Source organism: Leclercia sp. LTM14 (assembly GCF_023736175.1).
In the GTDB taxonomy this organism is placed as follows: Bacteria; Pseudomonadota; Gammaproteobacteria; order Enterobacterales; family Enterobacteriaceae; genus Enterobacter; species Enterobacter barmai.
On sequence record NZ_JAIKTT010000007.1, the window covers coordinates 101,073 to 118,619 of the forward strand.

The 17,547-nt window shown below is 57.0% G+C and carries 14 protein-coding genes, 2 pseudogenes and 1 riboswitch; of the genes and pseudogenes, 6 read left to right on the forward strand and 10 right to left on the reverse strand.

Going from position 1 to position 17,547, the window contains the following annotated elements; all coding sequences use genetic code 11:
• Window positions 1-7 precede the first annotated feature (7 nt).
• Complete coding sequence (gene araB, locus K5I40_RS15185; protein WP_223074973.1) at window positions 8-1,717, reverse strand: ribulokinase; 1,710 nt, start codon at window positions 1,715-1,717, stop codon at window positions 8-10.
• 335 nt (window positions 1,718-2,052) lie between these two features.
• Between araB and araC the strand changes: the two genes are divergently transcribed.
• Both araC and K5I40_RS15195 read left to right on the forward strand, forming a co-directional pair.
• The gene (araC, locus tag K5I40_RS15190; RefSeq protein WP_039030397.1) at window positions 2,053-2,898 is read left to right on the forward strand and encodes an arabinose operon transcriptional regulator AraC; all 846 of its coding nucleotides are present in this window, start codon (window positions 2,053-2,055) and stop codon (window positions 2,896-2,898) included.
• Between the two features lie 129 nt (window positions 2,899-3,027).
• Window positions 3,028-3,795, forward strand: coding sequence for a DedA family protein (locus tag K5I40_RS15195; protein WP_223074972.1), 768 nt, complete (start codon window positions 3,028-3,030; stop codon window positions 3,793-3,795).
• Between the two features lie 6 nt (window positions 3,796-3,801).
• On the opposite strand, the gene thiQ is transcribed toward K5I40_RS15195, so the two are convergent.
• From thiQ to sgrR, 4 genes and pseudogenes are all read right to left on the reverse strand, one after another.
• A complete protein-coding gene (gene thiQ, locus K5I40_RS15200; RefSeq protein WP_223074971.1) occupies window positions 3,802-4,497 on the reverse strand; it encodes a thiamine ABC transporter ATP-binding protein ThiQ in 696 nt (231 codons plus the stop codon).
• Window positions 4,481-6,090 (reverse strand): annotated as a pseudogene (gene thiP / locus K5I40_RS15205) (thiamine/thiamine pyrophosphate ABC transporter permease ThiP). The gene thiQ and the pseudogene thiP overlap by 17 nt, the downstream one beginning before the upstream one ends.
• Window positions 6,066-7,049: a thiamine ABC transporter substrate binding subunit gene (thiB, locus tag K5I40_RS15210; RefSeq protein ID WP_139564324.1), complete on the reverse strand. Its 984-nt coding sequence runs from the start codon at window positions 7,047-7,049 to the stop codon at window positions 6,066-6,068. Before thiB ends, thiP begins: the two are co-directional and overlap by 25 nt.
• A gap of 34 nt (window positions 7,050-7,083) precedes the next feature.
• A riboswitch (TPP riboswitch) is annotated at window positions 7,084-7,183 on the reverse strand.
• Between the two features lie 36 nt (window positions 7,184-7,219).
• Entirely contained in the window at window positions 7,220-8,875 is a 1,656-nt protein-coding gene (gene sgrR / locus K5I40_RS15215) for an HTH-type transcriptional regulator SgrR (protein ID WP_223074970.1), read from the reverse strand.
• Between the two features lie 87 nt (window positions 8,876-8,962).
• Here sgrR and sgrT point away from each other — a divergent pair, with 87 nt between their 5' ends.
• The 3 genes from sgrT to K5I40_RS15230 all read left to right on the forward strand — a co-directional run bounded on the left by sgrT (window position 8,963) and on the right by K5I40_RS15230 (window position 10,774).
• Window positions 8,963-9,115, forward strand: coding sequence for a glucose uptake inhibitor SgrT (gene sgrT, locus K5I40_RS15220; protein ID WP_251929744.1), 153 nt, complete (start codon window positions 8,963-8,965; stop codon window positions 9,113-9,115).
• Window positions 9,116-9,218: 103 nt separating this feature from the next.
• A complete protein-coding gene (locus K5I40_RS15225; protein ID WP_138370425.1) occupies window positions 9,219-10,424 on the forward strand; it encodes a sugar efflux transporter in 1,206 nt (401 codons plus the stop codon).
• A gap of 197 nt (window positions 10,425-10,621) precedes the next feature.
• A complete protein-coding gene (locus K5I40_RS15230) occupies window positions 10,622-10,774 on the forward strand; it encodes a Hok/Gef family protein (protein ID WP_223074969.1) in 153 nt (50 codons plus the stop codon).
• A gap of 89 nt (window positions 10,775-10,863) precedes the next feature.
• On the opposite strand, the gene leuD is transcribed toward K5I40_RS15230, so the two are convergent.
• The 5 genes and pseudogenes from leuD to leuL all read right to left on the reverse strand — a co-directional run bounded on the left by leuD (window position 10,864) and on the right by leuL (window position 15,725).
• Window positions 10,864-11,469, reverse strand: a complete 606-nt coding sequence (gene leuD / locus K5I40_RS15235) for a 3-isopropylmalate dehydratase small subunit (protein WP_039030390.1) — start codon at window positions 11,467-11,469, stop codon at window positions 10,864-10,866.
• Between the two features lie 10 nt (window positions 11,470-11,479).
• The gene (gene leuC / locus K5I40_RS15240) at window positions 11,480-12,880 is read right to left on the reverse strand and encodes a 3-isopropylmalate dehydratase large subunit (protein WP_039030389.1); all 1,401 of its coding nucleotides are present in this window, start codon (window positions 12,878-12,880) and stop codon (window positions 11,480-11,482) included.
• 2 nt (window positions 12,881-12,882) lie between these two features.
• Window positions 12,883-13,974: a 3-isopropylmalate dehydrogenase gene (gene leuB / locus K5I40_RS15245; protein WP_039030388.1), complete on the reverse strand. Its 1,092-nt coding sequence runs from the start codon at window positions 13,972-13,974 to the stop codon at window positions 12,883-12,885.
• Window positions 13,974-15,544 (reverse strand): annotated as a pseudogene (gene leuA, locus K5I40_RS15250) (2-isopropylmalate synthase). The gene leuB and the pseudogene leuA overlap by 1 nt, the downstream one beginning before the upstream one ends.
• 94 nt (window positions 15,545-15,638) lie before the next feature.
• Window positions 15,639-15,725 carry a leu operon leader peptide gene (gene leuL / locus K5I40_RS24145; protein WP_072036675.1) on the reverse strand — a complete coding sequence of 29 codons (87 nt, stop codon included), beginning with the start codon at window positions 15,723-15,725 and terminating at the stop codon, window positions 15,639-15,641.
• A 635-nt stretch (window positions 15,726-16,360) separates the two neighbouring features.
• On the opposite strand from leuL, the gene leuO reads away from it, so the two are divergent.
• Window positions 16,361-17,305, forward strand: a complete 945-nt coding sequence (gene leuO / locus K5I40_RS15255; RefSeq protein WP_223074968.1) for a transcriptional regulator LeuO — start codon at window positions 16,361-16,363, stop codon at window positions 17,303-17,305.
• Window positions 17,306-17,547 lie beyond the last annotated feature (242 nt).

The following is a 17,547-nucleotide window of genomic DNA, read 5'->3' on the forward strand; positions in this document are numbered from 1 at the left end:
CGTGTCCTTAATGTGTCAGGGTTGCCGTGGATTCCGGGATGCTCTTAACCGGGGCGGCGACAGGGAGATAGTGCTGCTCAGCGCTCTTCGCCCACTGCTGGTAGCGCTGATAAAGCTGTTCAAAACGTTGCGCCTGCTGCGCGCGCGGCTGCAGGGTGCTTTCCACCTTGCTCGCCATATGCTGCTGGGCCGTCGGGATATCGGCGTGCACGCCTGCCGCCACTGCGGCGAAGATCGCCGCGCCCAGGGCACAGCACTGATCCGAGGCGACAATCTGCAGCGGACGGTTCAGCACGTCGCAGCAGGCCTGCATAATCACCGGGTTTTTACGGGCGATACCGCCCAGGGCCATCACTTCGTTAACGGCGATCCCCTGTTCGGTAAAGCACTCCATAATGGCGCGCGCGCCGAAAGCGGTGGCGGCCACCAGCCCGCCAAACAGCGCCGGAGCGTCGGTGGCGAGGTTGAGGTCGGTAATCACCCCTTTCAGGCGCTGGTTGGCATTCGGCGTACGGCGGCCGTTAAACCAGTCGAGAACCACCGGGAGATGATCAAGAGAAGGATTTTTCGCCCAGGCTTCAGTCAGCTGCGGCAGCAGCTGTTTTTTGCTCTCTGCAATCTGGGTTTTCAGTTCCGGATGCGCAGCCGCCAACTGGTCCAGCGGCCAGCCCAGCACGCGGCCAAACCAGGCGTAGATGTCGCCGAAGGCGGACTGACCCGCTTCCAGGCCGATAAAATCAGGCACCACGCTGCCATCGACCTGGCCGCAGATACCTTTCACCGCGCGATCGCCGACGCTGGCTTTATCCGCCGTCAGGATGTCGCAGGTAGAGGTGCCGATTACTTTCACCAGCGTGTTGGGCTGAGCCCCCGCGCCAACCGCGCCCATGTGGCAGTCGAAGGCGCCGCCGGAGATGGCAACGGTCTGCGGCAGACCCAGACGTTGCGCCCACTCGGCGCACAGCGTGCCGACCGGGATATCCGCAGTCCAGGTATCGGTAAACAGGGGGTAGTCCAGGCTCTGGTTGATAATCGGATCGAGTTCGTCAAAGAAGGCGGCAGGCGGCAGGCCACCCCAGCTCTCATGCCAGAGGGATTTATGCCCGGCGCTGCAGCGACCGCGACGGATATCCTGCGGGCGGGTGGTGCCGGAGAGCAGGGCCGGAACCCAGTCGCACAGCTCAATCCACGACACAGCCGCTTGCGCCACCTGCGGATCCTGACGGGTAACGTGCAGGATTTTCGCCCAGAACCACTCGCTGGAGTAAATGCCGCCAATGTAGCGGGAGTAGTCGTTTTTGCCGGGCTGATGGCACAAACGGGTGATGGCTTCGGCTTCTTCTACCGCGGTATGGTCTTTCCACAGCACGAACATGGCGTTCGGGTTATCGGCGAACGCCGGCTGCAGCGCCAGGACGTGGCCGTCGGCGTCAATCGGTGCCGGGGTTGAACCGGTACTGTCCACGCCAATCCCGACGATCTGAGCGCGCTGCGCTTCGCTTAACTCTGCCAGCACGGTTTTGATCGCCGCTTCCATCGACTCGATATAGTCACGCGGGTGATGGCGGAACTGATTGTTCGGCGCATCGCAATAGCGCCCCTCTTGCCAGCGCGGATACCACTCGACGCTGGTCGCTATCTCCTGACCCGTTGTGCACTCCACTGCCAGGGCGCGTACTGAGTCACTGCCAAAATCGAGGCCAATCGCAATTGCCATGGTGTTGCTCCATCAAAAAACAGATATGAATGAACATTAGAGAGTGAGGGGAAAAATCGTCAGGCAGGATCCGCTAATCTTATGGATGATTTTGCTGTGACATGAGAAAGTGTGACGCCGTGCAAATAATCAATGTGGACATTTCTGCCGTGGTTATAGACACTTTTGTTACCGCCGACCCGCCCGATGTTACGGATAAATCGCAACGGAAGCGTGATGATGGCGGACCTAAAAACGGGCTGATGCCTTTTGGATCTTTGAGCGCCCCGTTTTTATGCCGCTTTTGATGATATGGACAAATGGTTTCCTTCAGGACTGCCAGGAGTACTGAAAATATGGCTGAAACGCAAAGTGATCCCCTGCTGCCGGGCTACTCGTTTAACGCGCATCTGGTTGCAGGACTGACGCCCATTGAGGCGGAAGGCTATCTCGATTTTTACGTTGATCGACCGCTGGGGATGAAGGGCTATATCCTTAACCTGACCGTGCGCGGAGAGGGGGTCATCAAGAATGGCGAGCAAACCTTTGTCTGCCGTCCGGGGGATATTTTGCTCTTTCCGCCGGGTGAAATTCACCACTACGGCCGTCATCCCGATGCCCGGGAGTGGTATCACCAGTGGGTCTACTTTCGCCCCCGCGCCTACTGGCAGGAGTGGCTGGCCTGGCCGTCGATGTTTGCCCATACCGGCTTCTACCGCCCGGATGAAGCCCATCAGCCGCAGTTTCGTGAACTGTTCGCCCAGATCATCGAGGCCGGACAGGCCGGGGGACGCTATGCCGAGCTGCTGGCCATCAATCTGCTGGAACAGCTCCTGCTGCGCCGGATGGAGGCGATCAACGAATCGCTGAACCCACCGCTGGATCACCGGGTGCGCGAAGCCTGTCAGTACATTAGCGATCATCTGGCGGACAGCCAGTTCGATATCGCCAGCGTCGCCCAGCATGTTTGCCTGTCGCCGTCGCGGCTGTCTCACCTGTTCCGGCAGCAGCTGGGGGTGAGCGTGCTGAGCTGGCGCGAAGATCAGCGTATCAGCCAGGCCAAGCTGCTGCTCAGCACGACCCGCATGCCGATTGCCACCGTCGGGCGCAACGTGGGCTTTGAGGATCAGCTCTACTTTTCCCGGGTCTTTAAAAAATGCACCGGGGCCAGCCCGAGCGAATTCCGCGCGGGGTGTGAATAAAAGGTAAATAAAACTAAACAAGATCACTCGATCCTGCTCACACCCGGTAAACTATTCAGACAATTGTTGTCTTGACGCAGCAGGCCTCTGTTCGCAGAATCCCTGCTTCGTCACCTGACCGGAACTGTTATGCAGGCATTGCTGGAACATTTTATTACTCAGTCCGTTACCTATTCGCTCATCGCCGTGGCGTTAGTGGCCTTTCTGGAATCCCTGGCGCTGGTCGGACTGATCCTGCCCGGCACGGTGCTAATGGCCGGGCTCGGCGCGCTGATTGGCAGCGGCGAGGTTAACTTCTGGGAGGCGTGGCTGGCGGGGATCGTCGGTTGCCTGCTGGGGGACTGGATCTCATTCTGGCTGGGCTGGCGCTTCAAAAAGCCGCTGCACCGCTGGTCATTTATGAAGAAAAACAAAGCGCTGCTCGATAAAACCGAGCATGCCCTGCATCAACACAGCATGTTTACCATTCTGGTGGGCCGCTTTGTGGGCCCGACGCGTCCGCTGGTGCCAATGGTGGCGGGGATGCTCGATCTGCCGGTGTCGAAATTTATCGTGCCGAACCTGATTGGCTGCCTGTTGTGGCCGCCGTTTTACTTCCTGCCGGGCATTCTGGCCGGGGCAGCAATTGATATTCCTGCCGATGTGCAGAGCGGGGGCTTTAAATGGCTGTTGCTGGCAACCGCGCTGCTGCTGTGGCTGGCGGCCTGGCTCTGCTGGCGGCTGTGGCGCAGCGGAAAGGCGGCGTCGGATCGCCTGAGCGATTATCTGCCGCGTGGACGCCTGTTCTGGCTTGCGCCCGTCACCCTGGGCATAGCGGTGGCAGCGCTGGTGATGCTGATTCGCCACCCGCTGATGCCGGTCTACGGCGAGATCTTATTGAAGGTGGTCAGCCGCTGACCCTTGTCAGTGGATCCCCAGCAGGCGCGACGCGCTCGCTTTTCCACTTGCCAGCTGTTCCGTATCGCCATCCCAGGCGATACGGCCATCGGCAATCACCACCGACCGTCGGGCGATCCTGACCGCATCTTCCACGCTGTGCGACACCATCAACATCGTCAGCTGCTGACGCTCGCACACCTCTTTGACCAGCAACAGCATCTCCTGACGTAACGCGGGATCGAGGGCCGAAAAGGGCTCATCCAGCAGCAGGATGGGCTGTTCGCGCACCAGACAGCGCGCAAGGGCCACACGCTGGCGCTGACCACCCGAGAGCTCGCCCGGCAGGCGTTCCAGCAGATCGTCTATCCCCATCTGAAGCGCAATGTCGCTTAGCTTCTGCTGCTGGGCAGCGTTCAGCTTCAGGCACGGATGCATGCCGAGGCCAATGTTCTGACGCACGGTCAGATGAGTGAAAAGATTGTTTTCCTGGAACAGCATCGACACCGGGCGCTGTGACGGCGGCGTGCGGGTATGGTCATGGCCGTTAATCGTGATGCTGCCGTTGGCCGGTTGCAGAAAACCGGCGATCAGGTTGAGGAGCGTGCTTTTCCCCGCGCCGCTGGGGCCGAGCACGGCGATAAGTTCGCCCTGGCCCACGGACAGGGTAAAGCGCATCGGCAGGTGCTGATAAAGCCAGGTTACATCAGTCAGTTTTAACATCACGCCCCGGAAGTTTTTCAATTACGGTAAATAACGCAAAGCATAGCAAGAGCAGCAGCAGCGCCGTGACGGCACCGTCCTGGCTGCGATACGAGCCAATTTGCTGGTAAAGCCAGAACGGCAGGGTGCGGAAATCATCGTTGCCAAAGAGCGCCACCACGCCGAAATCACCGATAGACAGCACGCAGGCAAAGGCCAGCGCCTGGGCCAGCGGGCGTTTCAGGGCGCGCAGCTCCACCACCTTCAGCCGCTGCCAGCCGTGCATCCCCAGGGAGTCGCAGAGCAGGGTATAGCGAGCGCTGAGATCGCGCATCGGGTTTTCCAGCACTTTCAGCGCGTAGGGGATCGCCATCAGGGCGTTGGTAAAGATGACTATGCCATCGGCCGATTCAGGCAGGCCGACAGTGCTGTTGAACAACAGGAAAAACCGCTCGCCAGCACGATGCCGGGCATCGCCAGGATCAGCATGCCGCTGAGATCCAGCGCCTGTCCGGCTACGAACGCCTGGCGGGCATACAGCTCCCGGCTGGTCCACAGCAGCATCATGGTCAGCAGCACGCAGAGCAGCCCGGCACCCAGCGCAATGCGCAGTGAGGTGCCCAGCGCCTGCCAGAGGACCGGCTGTTGCAGCACCGACAGCAGGTTGAGATTCAGACCGTCGACCACCACCGCCAGCAGCGGCGGGATCAGCAGCAGTAGCGCCAGGGCGATCAGCAGGCCATCGGTCAGACGGCTACGCAGGTTGTCCTGCGGATCGCGCCAGCCCGCGAGCTGGTTACTGCCGACGGGGATGGCTTTTCCCAGCCGCTGGCTCAGCATCACCAGCCCCAGACAGCAGACCATCTGCACGATGGCAAGCAGTGCCGCGCGGCCCGGATCGTAGTCGTAGCTCAGGGCCTGATAGATAGCGAGCTCAATGGTGGTGGCCTGCGGGCCGCCGCCGAGTGAGAGCACGGTGGCGAAGCTGGCGAAGCAGAGCATAAAGATCAGCGCCGCAACCGGCGGGATCTGACGGCGCAGCCAGGGCCACTCAACGAAGCGGAAAAATGACCAGCCGCGCATCCCGAGCTGGGCCGCAAGCTGGCGCTGCTCGCCGGGGATATTCTCCAGTGCCTGCAGCAGCAGACGCGTGGCCATCGGCATGTTGAAAAAGACGTGCGCCAGCAGGATCCCCTGCAGGCCATAGGGCGAGAAGGTCCACTCAAGTCCGAGCGCCTGACACAGGGCGGCCAGCCAGCCCTGACGTCCGTAGACGCTGAGAATGCCAAATATCGCCACCAGCACCGGCAGGATCAGGGTCATGGCGCACAGGCGCAGCAGCGCCTGCCTGCCCGGAAACCGTCGCCGGTAGAGAGCGCGGGCAAGAAATATGGCGGGGGTAACCGAGAGTAGGGCGGAGAGAAACGCCTGCCAGAAAGAGAAGCGGATAACATGCCACAGATAGCTGTCGTGCAACAGCGCCGCGACGTCGGTGGCTGGCGCGTTAAACCACAGCGCCAGAAAGGCACCCAGGGCGACGGCCACCATCAGGATGGCGGCCAGCAGCCCCGGGAGTAACCAGCCGGCGATTAGCGGCTGACGGCGCGTTGCCATTCACCGATCCAGGCAGCACGTTTCCCGGCCACTTCCTGTGGGGTAAATTCCAGCGTGGTTTGCGGTTTCACCAGGGTGTCAAAACCGGCCGGTAACGTCACGTTGGTCACCGGGTACATCCAGTTGCCGGTCGGGATGGCATTCTGGAACGACGGGGAGACCATAAATTTCAGGAACTTCTCAGCCAGTTCCGGCTGTTTGCTGGCGGCAGTACGGGCGGCGACTTCCACCTGCAGATAGTGGCCTTCGGCAAAGTCCGCGGCGGCGTAGTTCTCTTTTTTCTCTGAAATAATGTGATACGCCGGAGAGGTGGTGTAGCTCAGCACCAGGTCGCTCTCACCTTTCAGGAACAGACCGTAGGCTTCGCTCCAGCCTTTGGTCACGGTGACGGTTTTAGCGGCCAGCTTCTGCCAGGCTTCCGGCGTTTTGTCGCCGTACACTTTTTGCATCCACAGCAGCAGACCCAGCCCCGGGGTGCTGGTGCGCGGATCTTCGTAGATCACGCGCCATTTTTTATCGCTCTCAACCAGCTCTTTCAGGCTTTTCGGTGGGTTTTTCAGCTTGTTTTTGTCATAGACAAAGGCGAAGTAGCCGTAATCGAAGGGCACAAAGGTGTCGTTTTTCCAGCCGCCAGGGACGTTAACCGCATCGGTCGGCACGCCGCTTTTGGCGAACAGCCCGGTCTGCGTCGCCGCTTCCAGCAGGTTGTTATCCAGACCCAGCACCACGTCGGCTTTGCTGTTTTTACCTTCCATGCGCAGGCGGTTCAGCAGCGAGACGCCATCCTCCAGCGCCACAAACTTCAGCTCGCACTTGCAGTCGGCTTCAAAGGCTTTTTTGACCGCCGGGCCAGGGCCCCAGTCGGCAGCGAAAGAGTCGTAGGTGTAGACCGTCAGCACAGGACTGGCTACGGCAGGCAGCGCAACCAGCGCCAGCAGGGGAAGAACAGTTTTGAACACTTTGCACCTCATCGTTTGAGAGTGGCAAAGGATTTTGAGCGACAGCCTCAAATCCCTTCGCCGGCGTTATCCGGATCAGGTTCGACGGGTATTTTCTCAGCACACGCTTTCGCGCAGCACCCCGTTGAGAACGGCGGTATTGTAATGATTTGGTGAATATTACGAAAGTGTTATGGTTCCGGCGGCGCAAACCACGCCGATTTAAAGTCAAACCAGCCCAGCGTATTCATGCGTAAGCCGCGCATACTGCGCTGCCCCTGGATCATCAGCCAGTGGTGGATCAGCGGGACGATCGCCTGCTGGGCCAGCAGCTGCTGGCACCAGACCGCAAGATTCATCTCCCCGGCGCGCCACTGGGCGGCGTCCTGCTGCCAGTCCCGCGCGATGCAGTTTTGCAGAAGCGGTACCTCATACAGATGGGAGAACAGCGAGAAATCCAGCGGCAGGGTGAAGTTGACGCTGTTGAGCCAGATGTCGCTTACGATCTCTCCCCGATGCCACTCCTCGTAGCTGACCTCCTGAATGTTGAGCGTCACCTGCTCGGCGGCCAGCAGTTCGCTCATCATTCTGGCGATCACCCGGTGTTCAATATGTTCACGGTAGAAGGTCAGGGTGATGCTCTCCAGCCCGGCCGGTTTATCGCCGCGTCCCGGGCGGGCATGGTGCCAGCGCGGCAGCAGGCCATACGCCGGGAACCAGTAGGACTGGTACATCTCTTCGGCCTGATAGATCAGATTGGCAGGGGAGAGGATCCGGCTTATCCACTGGCGCACCTCGCCGCTGGCACCGCGATGGGAGCGGGCATCGAACAGCAGATAGTAGCACCCCTCTTCGAGGCGGCTCTCTACCGCCTTTTCTCCCTCCGTTGGCCCTTCGAGGGTCAGGCCGACGCTCAGCTCTTCGTTGAGATCCGGCAACACCCAGACGTTCACTTCGTCAATCAAGGCCCGGTAGCCAAAGTAGTCGTCGAAGGCGCGGATCTTCAGCTGATTATTGTTGTTGCGGGAAACGGCGTAAGGCCCGGTACCCACCGGATGGGCGGCAAAGTTGGGCATGGTTTCCCACTCGCGCGGCAGGATCATCGAGGGTACATACCCCAGCAGCCACGGCAGCCAGCGGTCGGGCTGAGAGAGCTGGATGTCCAGAGTCCAGGCGGTGGGGGACTGGATCCGACTGATGTGCGAGTAAAGAGGCAATTCGCGGGCGCGCTGCAACGTGGCGATGACGTCGGCCATCTCCAGCTCGCGTCCGTGATGGAAATGGATGCCGGGCCGTAAAAAAAATCGCCAGTGCAGCGGGGAAAGCTGCTGCCAGTGGTGAGCAATGTCAGCTTCCAGTTCCCCATTTTCCTCATTTATGCGCGTCAGGCCGCTAAAAATCTGCCGCGCCATGTGGGTTTCAGATCGCCGTAATGCGCTGCCAGGTAACAGGTTTTTCATCGGACGATAGTAGAGCACGCGCAGGATGTGTTTGCCCTGGCGGAAGCTGCGTCCGAGGTGGGATACCAGCATCTGGCGCACCGCGGCTTTATCGCCCACCAGCTGCACCAGCTGTTCGATGCGATCCTGCTCGAGCAGGTCTTCCGCCCGCTGCTGCTGGAGCGCGAGGCCGGTGTAGAGGAAGGTGAGGCGCGAACGCTTGCCGCGCCCGGCTTCGGCTTCCCAGCTCAGCCATCCCTGCTGCTGCATGGTGTTAAGCAGGGTCCGCATATGGCGACGCGAACAGCTGAGCAGATCGGCCAGCTCGCTGAGCGTGGTGTCCCGGGTCTGGCCGTCACAGCACTGCCACAGGCGGATGAATTGTTGTTGCAGACGACCAGAAGGCATAAAAGGGGAACTCCTGACAAAAAATCAGCAATTTATTAATCCCTATATTAAGCCAATAATTCTCTTCGATGAAGCGAGGAGGTGAATATGAAGAGGTCTGCCACAAATCAGTTTTACCAACAGTACTTCTCAGCGACAAAGGGAGTGTCCTGGCTGGCCCGCCGGTGTGCAGAGCAGCGGCTGAAAATACTGGAAGATCTGATGCAGTGGGGGGTGACAACGTCGACCTCGGAACGCTGAATTGCTTCTATCATGTGTGACTGAGTATTGGTGCCAATCACCACGCCAGCAGGTATTATCTGCTGGCTTTTTTCGTTTTCACGTGCGCTAAAGGGAACAGTGAATGCTCTGGTTAATGACGATGGGACGCCGTCTCAACGGTGTTTATGCCGCTTTTTTAATGGTGGCTTTTATGATGGGCGTAGCCGGGGCACTGCAGGCGCCGACCCTGAGTCTGTTCCTGAGCCGCGAGGTGGGCGCTCAACCTTTCTGGGTGGGACTGTTCTATACCGTCAACGCCGTCGCCGGGATCCTGGTCAGCCTCTGGCTGGCGAAGCGTTCCGACAGCCAGGGCGATCGCCGCAAGCTAATCCTCTTTTGCTGCGCGATGGCGATTGGCAACGCGCTGCTGTTTGCCTTTAACCGTCATTATCTGACCTTATTAACCTGCGGCGTGCTGCTGGCCTCACTTGCCAACACCGCCATGCCGCAGCTGTTTGCTCTGGCGCGGGAATATGCCGACAGCTCCGCGCGTGAAGTGGTGATGTTCAGCTCGGTGATGCGTGCCCAGCTTTCGCTGGCGTGGGTTATCGGCCCGCCGCTGGCGTTTATGCTGGCGCTTAACTACGGCTTTACCGCCATGTTCTCCATTGCGGCGGCCATTTTTGCCATCAGCCTGGGGCTGATTGCCTTCGCGCTGCCTTCCGTTGCGCGGGTGGAATCGGCGACCGCCGTGCCGGTGACCGAGGTCAGCGGCTGGAAAAACAAAAATGTCCGCAGGCTGTTTATCGCCTCCACGCTGATGTGGACCTGCAACACCATGTATATCATCGACATGCCGCTGTGGATCAGCAGCGATCTGGGCCTGCCGGACAAGCTGGCCGGGATCTTAATGGGCACCGCCGCCGGGCTGGAAATCCCGGCGATGATCCTTGCAGGCTACTACGTGAAATATTTCGGCAAGCGCCGGATGATGGTGGTTGCGGTAGCTGCGGGTGTGCTGTTTTATCTGGGATTGATCCTGTTTCACAGCCGTGAAGCGCTGCTCGCCCTGCAGCTGTTTAACGCGGTCTTTATCGGCATCATCGCCGGGATCGGCATGCTCTGGTTCCAGGATTTGATGCCGGGACGTGCGGGCTCTGCCACGACGTTATTTACCAATAGCATTTCAACCGGCGTGATTCTGGCGGGGATCGTTCAGGGAGCGCTGGCGCAAAGCTACGGTCATTCTGCGGTTTACTTGGCTATTGCGGGGATTTCGCTGGTGGCGCTGGTGCTGACCTGGCGGGTGAAAGAGAGCGAAATTCTGGAAGGCGGCTTCACGAAATGAAAGCCCATTCTGACAGCAGAGCGTAATACGCATAGAGTTCACGCGGGTGCTTGAGGCTGTTTGCCTGAAGCATTGGTGGAAGGGTAGACAGAAGAAAGCCCCACTCAACTTAACATTGATGTGAGGCTACCCAACCAACACAACTGAACCCTGTGAGGTTAGCCTCTTCATCGCTGGAAAGCAATAAGGAGGCTGGAATGCCAAAACGTACTCTGCTGTTAGGTTTGTTGATGATCTGTATGACGTTACTGATCTTCACCTGGATGGTTCGCGGCTCGCTGTGTGAGCTGCGATTCAGACAGGACCATACAGAGCTGGCGGCAGTGTTGGCTTGTGATGTGAAACGTTAAGGCGAGGGCGGGGGAATTTTCCCCCGCTTTTCCAGGTTGCATGATTGGCTCAGGCACCTTTTTAATGGCCCGCATTGCGGGCCATTAACTCAACTCATAAAGGCTGGCTGTTTGTTCTCGTAGGCGGAAATCGCCTCCTCGTGCTGCAGGGTCAGCCCGATGCTGTCCAGACCGTTGATCATGCAGTGGCGGCGGAAGGCGTCGATGTTAAAGCTATAGGTTTTCTCCCCGGCTTTGACCACCTGCGCTTCCAGATCCACTTCGAAGGTGATGCCCGGGTTGCTTTGCACTAATGTAAACAGCTCATCGACCTGCTCGTCGCTTAAGGTGACCGGCAGGAGCTGGTTGTTGAAGCTGTTGCCGTAGAAGATGTCGGCAAAGCTCGGCGCAATCACCACTTTGAAACCGTAATCGGTCAGCGCCCACGGTGCATGCTCGCGCGATGAACCGCAGCCAAAGTTTTCCCGCGCCAGCAGGATCGACGCCCCTTTAAATGCCGGGAAGTTCAGCACGAACTCCGGATTTGGCACTTCGCCTTTGTCATCCAGAAAACGCCAGTCGTTAAACAGGTGGGCACCAAAACCGGTGCGGGTCACCTTCTGCAAAAACTGCTTCGGAATGATGGCGTCGGTATCGACGTTAGCCGCGTCCAGAGGGACCACCAGGCCAGTATGTTGGGTAAATTTCTCTGCCATGATGGTCTCCTTATTTCAGGCTGCGAATATCAGCGAAATGGCCGGTCACTGCGGCGGCCGCGGCCATCGCCGGGCTAACCAGATGTGTGCGCCCACCGCGCCCCTGACGACCTTCAAAGTTACGGTTGCTGGTGGAGGCGCAGCGCTCGCCCGGATTCAGGCGGTCGTTGTTCATGGCCAGACACATGGAGCAACCCGGCAGACGCCACTCGAAGCCTGCTTCGATGAAAATCTTGTCCAGGCCTTCGGCTTCTGCCTGCGCTTTTACCGGGCCGGAGCCAGGAACCACCAGTGCCTGTACGCCCGGTGCCACTTTACGGCCTTTTGCCACTTCTGCCGCCGCGCGCAGATCTTCAATGCGCGAGTTGGTGCAGGAGCCAATAAACACTTTATCAATGTTCACGTCGGTCAGCGGCACGCCCGGTTTCAGACCCATATAGGCCAGCGCTTTCTCTGCGCTGGCGCGCTCAACCGGATCGGCGAACGAGGCCGGGTCAGGAATATTGTCGTTAACGGAGATGACCTGGCCCGGGTTAGTGCCCCAGGTGACCTGAGGCGCAATCGCTTCGGCCTGCAGGGTGACAACGGTGTCGAACACTGCGCCTTCGTCGGTTTTCAGGGTTTTCCAGTATGCGACCGCGTCGTCGTAATGCTGGCCTTTAGGGGCATGCAGACGATCTTTCACATAGGCGAAAGTGGTTTCATCCGGCGCAACCAGACCGGCTTTCGCACCCATTTCAATGGCCATGTTGCACAGGGTCATACGACCTTCCATGCTCAGGGCCTGAATTGCGCTGCCGCAGAACTCCACCACATGCCCGGTACCGCCTGCGCTACCGGTTTTACCGATGATCGCCAGCACGATGTCTTTGGCGGTGATGCCCGGGGCGGCCTCGCCGGTGACTTCAATTTTCATGGTCTTCGCGCGGCCCTGTTTCAGGGTCTGAGTCGCCAGCACATGTTCTACTTCGGAGGTGCCGATACCGAACGCCAGGGCGCCGAACGCGCCGTGGGTCGCGGTATGGGAGTCGCCGCAGACGATAGTCATTCCCGGCAGGGTGATGCCCTGCTCAGGGCCCATCACGTGGACAATCCCCTGATACGGGTGATTGAGGTCGTACAGCTCAACGCCGAACTCTTTACAGTTCTTGATCAGCTCCTGCATCTGAATTCGCGCCATCTCACCGGAGGCGTTAATGTCTTTGGTCTGCGTCGAGACGTTATGGTCCATCGTCGCAAAGGTTTTACCAGGCTGACGCACCGGGCGATGGTGCGCGCGCAGACCATCAAACGCCTGCGGGGACGTCACTTCATGCACCAGGTGGCGGTCGATATAGAGCAGCGGGGTTTCGTTCGGCGCTTCGAAGACCACGTGCGCATCAAACAATTTTTCGTACAACGTCTTCGCCATGATTACACCCCTTCAGCGACATAGCGGGCGATGATATCACCCATTTCATCAGTACCGACTGCGGCCGCACCACGGGCCAAATCACCGGTGCGAATGCCTTCTTCCAGCGCGCGGTTGATGGCGTTTTCGATGGCCGTTGCCGCGTCGTCAGCGTTCAGGCTGTAGCGCAGCAGCAGCGCCAGGGAGAGGATCTGCGCAATCGGGTTAGCAATATTTTTGCCTGCGATGTCCGGTGCGGAGCCGCCTGCCGGTTCGTACAGGCCAAAACCTTCTTCGTTCAGGCTGGCGGACGGCAGCATCCCCATGGAGCCGGTGATCATCGCGCACTCGTCGGAGAGAATGTCGCCGAACAGGTTGGAGCACAGCAGTACGTCGAACTGGGACGGATCTTTAATCAGCTGCATAGTGGCATTGTCGATATACATATGCGCCAGCTGAACGTCCGGGTACTCCTGAGCGATCTCGTTGACGATTTCGCGCCACAGGATCGAAGATTGCAGCACGTTCGCTTTATCAATTGAAGTCACTTTATGGCCGCGTTTGCGGGCGGATTCGAATGCGATCCGGGCGATACGTTCGATCTCAAAACGGTGATACACCTCGGTATCAAACGCTTTTTCGTGCTGGCCGCTGCCTTCACGGCCTTTCGGCTGACCGAAGTAGATGCCGCCGGTCAGTTCACGGACGCACAGAATGTCGAAGCCGTTGGCGGCGATATCGGCGCGCAGCGGGCAGAACTCTTCCAGACCCTGATACAGTTTGGCCGGACGCAGGTTGCTGAACAGCTTGAAGTGTTTACGTAATGGCAGCAGTGCGCCGCGCTCTGGCTGCTCGGCCGGCGGCAGGTGTTCCCATTTCGGGCCACCCACGGAACCGAACAATACCGCGTCGGCATTCTCACAGCCAGTCACCGTTGCCTGCGGCAGCGGCGTACCCTGGTTATCGATCGCGATACCGCCCACGTCGTAGTGGCTGGTTGTAATTTTCATCGCAAAACGGGTGCGGACAGCTTCCAGAACCTTCAGCGCCTGTGCCATAACTTCCGGGCCAATTCCGTCACCCGGCAACACAGCAATATGGTAATTCTTCGACATTACACGGTTTCCTTATTGTTCTCTTTATTCTGAGCTTTGCGTTGCAACTCTTTTTCAACTTCCGCGCGCGCCAGATATTGTTCAGGACGTGAACCATGGCTTTAGCGGAGGATTCGACGATATCGGTCGCCAGGCCCACGCCGTGGAAGCGACGGCCGTTATAGTTGACCACGATGTCGACCTGACCCAGCGCGTTTTTGCCCTGGCCTTTCGCCGTCAGGTCATATTTGACCAGCTCAACGTCGTAATCGGTGACGCGGTTAATGGCCTGGTAGATAGCATCGACCGGACCGTTGCCGTTAGCCGCTTCGGCTTTAATCTCTTCACCGCAGGCCAGCTTGACGGAGGCGGTGGCGATATCGCTTGAACCCGACTGCACGCTGAAGTAGTCCAGACGGAAATGCTCTGGCTCTTCCTGCTGCTTGTTGATAAACGCCAGCGCTTCCAGATCGTAATCAAAGACCTGACCTTTCTTATCGGCCAGCTTCAGGAAGGCGTCGTACAGATGATCCATGTTGTAGTCGGTATCTTTGTAACCCATCTCTTCCATGCGGTGTTTTACCGCCGCACGGCCAGAGCGGGAAGTCAGGTTCAACTGCACCTGATTCAGACCGATAGATTCCGGGGTCATGATTTCGTAGTTTTCACGGTTCTTCAGCACGCCGTCCTGGTGGATACCGGAGGAGTGGGCGAAAGCACCGGTGCCAACAATCGCTTTGTTCGCCGGGACCGGCATGTTGCAGATCTGGCTGACGGTCTGGCTGGTGCGCCAGATCTCCTGGTGATTGATGCGGGTCTGCACATTCATGATGTCTTTGCGCACTTTGATCGCCATGATCACTTCTTCCAGCGAACAGTTACCGGCGCGCTCGCCGATACCGTTCATGGCGCCTTCAACCTGACGTGCGCCGGCATGGACCGCGGCAATGGCGTTGCCCACCGCCAGGCCTAAATCGTCATGGGTATGAACAGAGATAATCGCTTTATCAATGTTCGGCACGCGCTCATACAGGCCGGTGATGATATTGGAGAACTCGAACGGCATGGTGTAGCCGACGGTATCAGGGATGTTGATGGTGGTGGCACCGGCACGGATGGCCGCTTCAACCACACGGGCCAGATCGTCAATCGGCGTACGGCCTGCATCTTCACAGGAGAACTCAACGTCGTCAGTGTAATTACGGGCGCGTTTTACCATATAGATGGAGCGCTCGATCACCTCATCCAGCGTGCTGCGCAGCTTGGTGGCGATATGCATCGGCGAGGTGGCAATAAAGGTATGAATACGGAAGGCTTCGGCGACTTTCAGCGACTCCGCGGCGACATCAATATCTTTCTCGACGCAGCGAGCCAGCGCACAGACCCGGCTGTTTTTAATGGTGCGGGCGATGGTCTGAACGGACTCAAAATCACCTGGAGAAGAGACCGGGAAGCCCACTTCCATTACGTCTACGCCCATACGTTCAAGGGCCAGAGCAATCTGCAATTTCTCTTTGACGCTCAGGCTTGCCTGTAATGCCTGTTCACCGTCACGTAAGGTCGTATCGAAAATAATGACTTGCTGGCTCATGGTTTAGGTCCTTGTCTGAATTTGGGCGCCTTGCTACGAGCATAAAAAAACCCGCGCAGTGGCGCGGGTTTTTTGTCTTAACCGGGGGAACGATTCAACGCTGAATTTCGCCCGCCAGTCTACCGCGCACAGTGGATGCGTTTAGTAGTAGTAGACCGGTGAAACGAGTGCTGTGAATCATGAGTCATGCCCCAGAGAAATAAGATATGCTTTTAGTGGTACTGGATACGCAGTTTGATGTCAACCCCTCAGATGTGAAAACGGCCCTTTGCTCCCCTGACATGTCAGAATGAAATTAGCTTATTGTGCTGGTTTTTCCCTGTCAGACAATTTTGTTCTTCTGATTTATGTCGGCGAATTTAACGGTGGAATTATTTAAATATATTTAATTGCAATTGTTTAAACTTTCGAAACAATAAGTCTGGCTTTTGAATTCTTTAACTTTCATTAAGTTACCATGATGAGACAGTCGAGAAAGATGGGAAAGTAATTTTCCCGATAATGAAATGTTAATTAATTTAATTATTTTACTGTTAATCTTTCATTAGTACTTAATTGGACCTTAACGAAATGCCATGTTGTTTATTTGTGTGATCTATGGTTTCATTCGCAATATAAACTAATTGATATGTTTTGTTGTTTTTTGAACATGTTCTCTTATCTTATGCCTTAGTCCTGTCACTGCTGACGGGTATTTATATATTCCTAATTTGTAACATTTCTCTTTAGCTTGTTTTATATGCGTGATAAATCATATTTTTTAAATTTATTGTTGCACACGAGAAAAGGGAGTTCAGCGTGACAGTGGAGCAGGATATGTCTGAAGAAAGTAGCGAAAAATCGCCTGTGTCAGAGGGGACGAAACCCCAACTTCGTACGGTGGATCTGAACCTTTTAACTGTCTTTGATGCGGTGATGCAGGAGCAAAATATTACGCGCGCCGCCCAGTCTCTGGGGATGTCGCAGCCCGCTGTCAGCAATGCTGTCGCAAGACTCAAGGTCATGTTTAACGATGAATTATTTGTTCGTTATGGCCGCGGTATTCAGCCTACTGCCCGCGCCTATCAGCTGTTTGCATCGGTACGCCAGGCGCTACAGCTGGTGCAGAATGAACTGCCGGGATCGGGGTTTGACTCCAGCAGCAGCGAGCGTATTTTCCATTTATGCGTTTGTAGCCCTCTGGATAATTATCTCACCTCGCTTATTTATAATAAGGTTGAGGAGGTTGCACCTAATATTCAGCTGGTTTTCAAATCATCCCTTAACCAGAATACGGAACATCAGCTGCGGTATCAGGAAACGGAGTTTGTTATTGGCTACGAAGAGTTTCGTCGCCCGGAGTTTTCCTGCGTGCCGTTATTCAGAGATGAAATGGTGCTGGTGACCAGCAAAACCCATCCGCGCCTGAATGGTATGTTGCTGGAAAGCGATATTTATCGCGAACAGCATGCGGTTGTCGCCCTCGATCGCTACGCTTCATTTAGCCAGCCATGGTACGACACGCCAGATAAGCAGGCCTGTGTGGCCTATCAGGGAATGGCGATGGTCAGCGTATTGAATATTGTCTCGCAAACCCACCTGGTCGCCATTGCCCCGCGCTGGCTGGTTGAAGAGTTTGCCGAGTCGCTGAACCTGCGAATTATGCCGCTGCCGCTGAACCTTAACTCGCGTACCTGCTATCTCTCATGGCATGAAGCAGCCGGTCGCGATAAAGGCCATCAGTGGATGGAGGAGTTGCTGGTCAGCGTCTGCCGACGATAAACACCGTCAGGATAAATTTCAGTGTTATTGTTATTTATCCTGACTATCTGATTATTTCTGAAATTTTATTCTGTTGGTGAATTTTTTATTGTTATTGTCTGGCAGTAAAAATGCATGAATTCCTGCGCCTCCCCCTTTTCAAATGACGAACGCTCACTCCTCCTCGTTATCGTAGTAGATTTATCCATAACAAATATTAATACCTCTTATTTCTTCTTTTTGGTTTATGCGCCAGCCGAGGT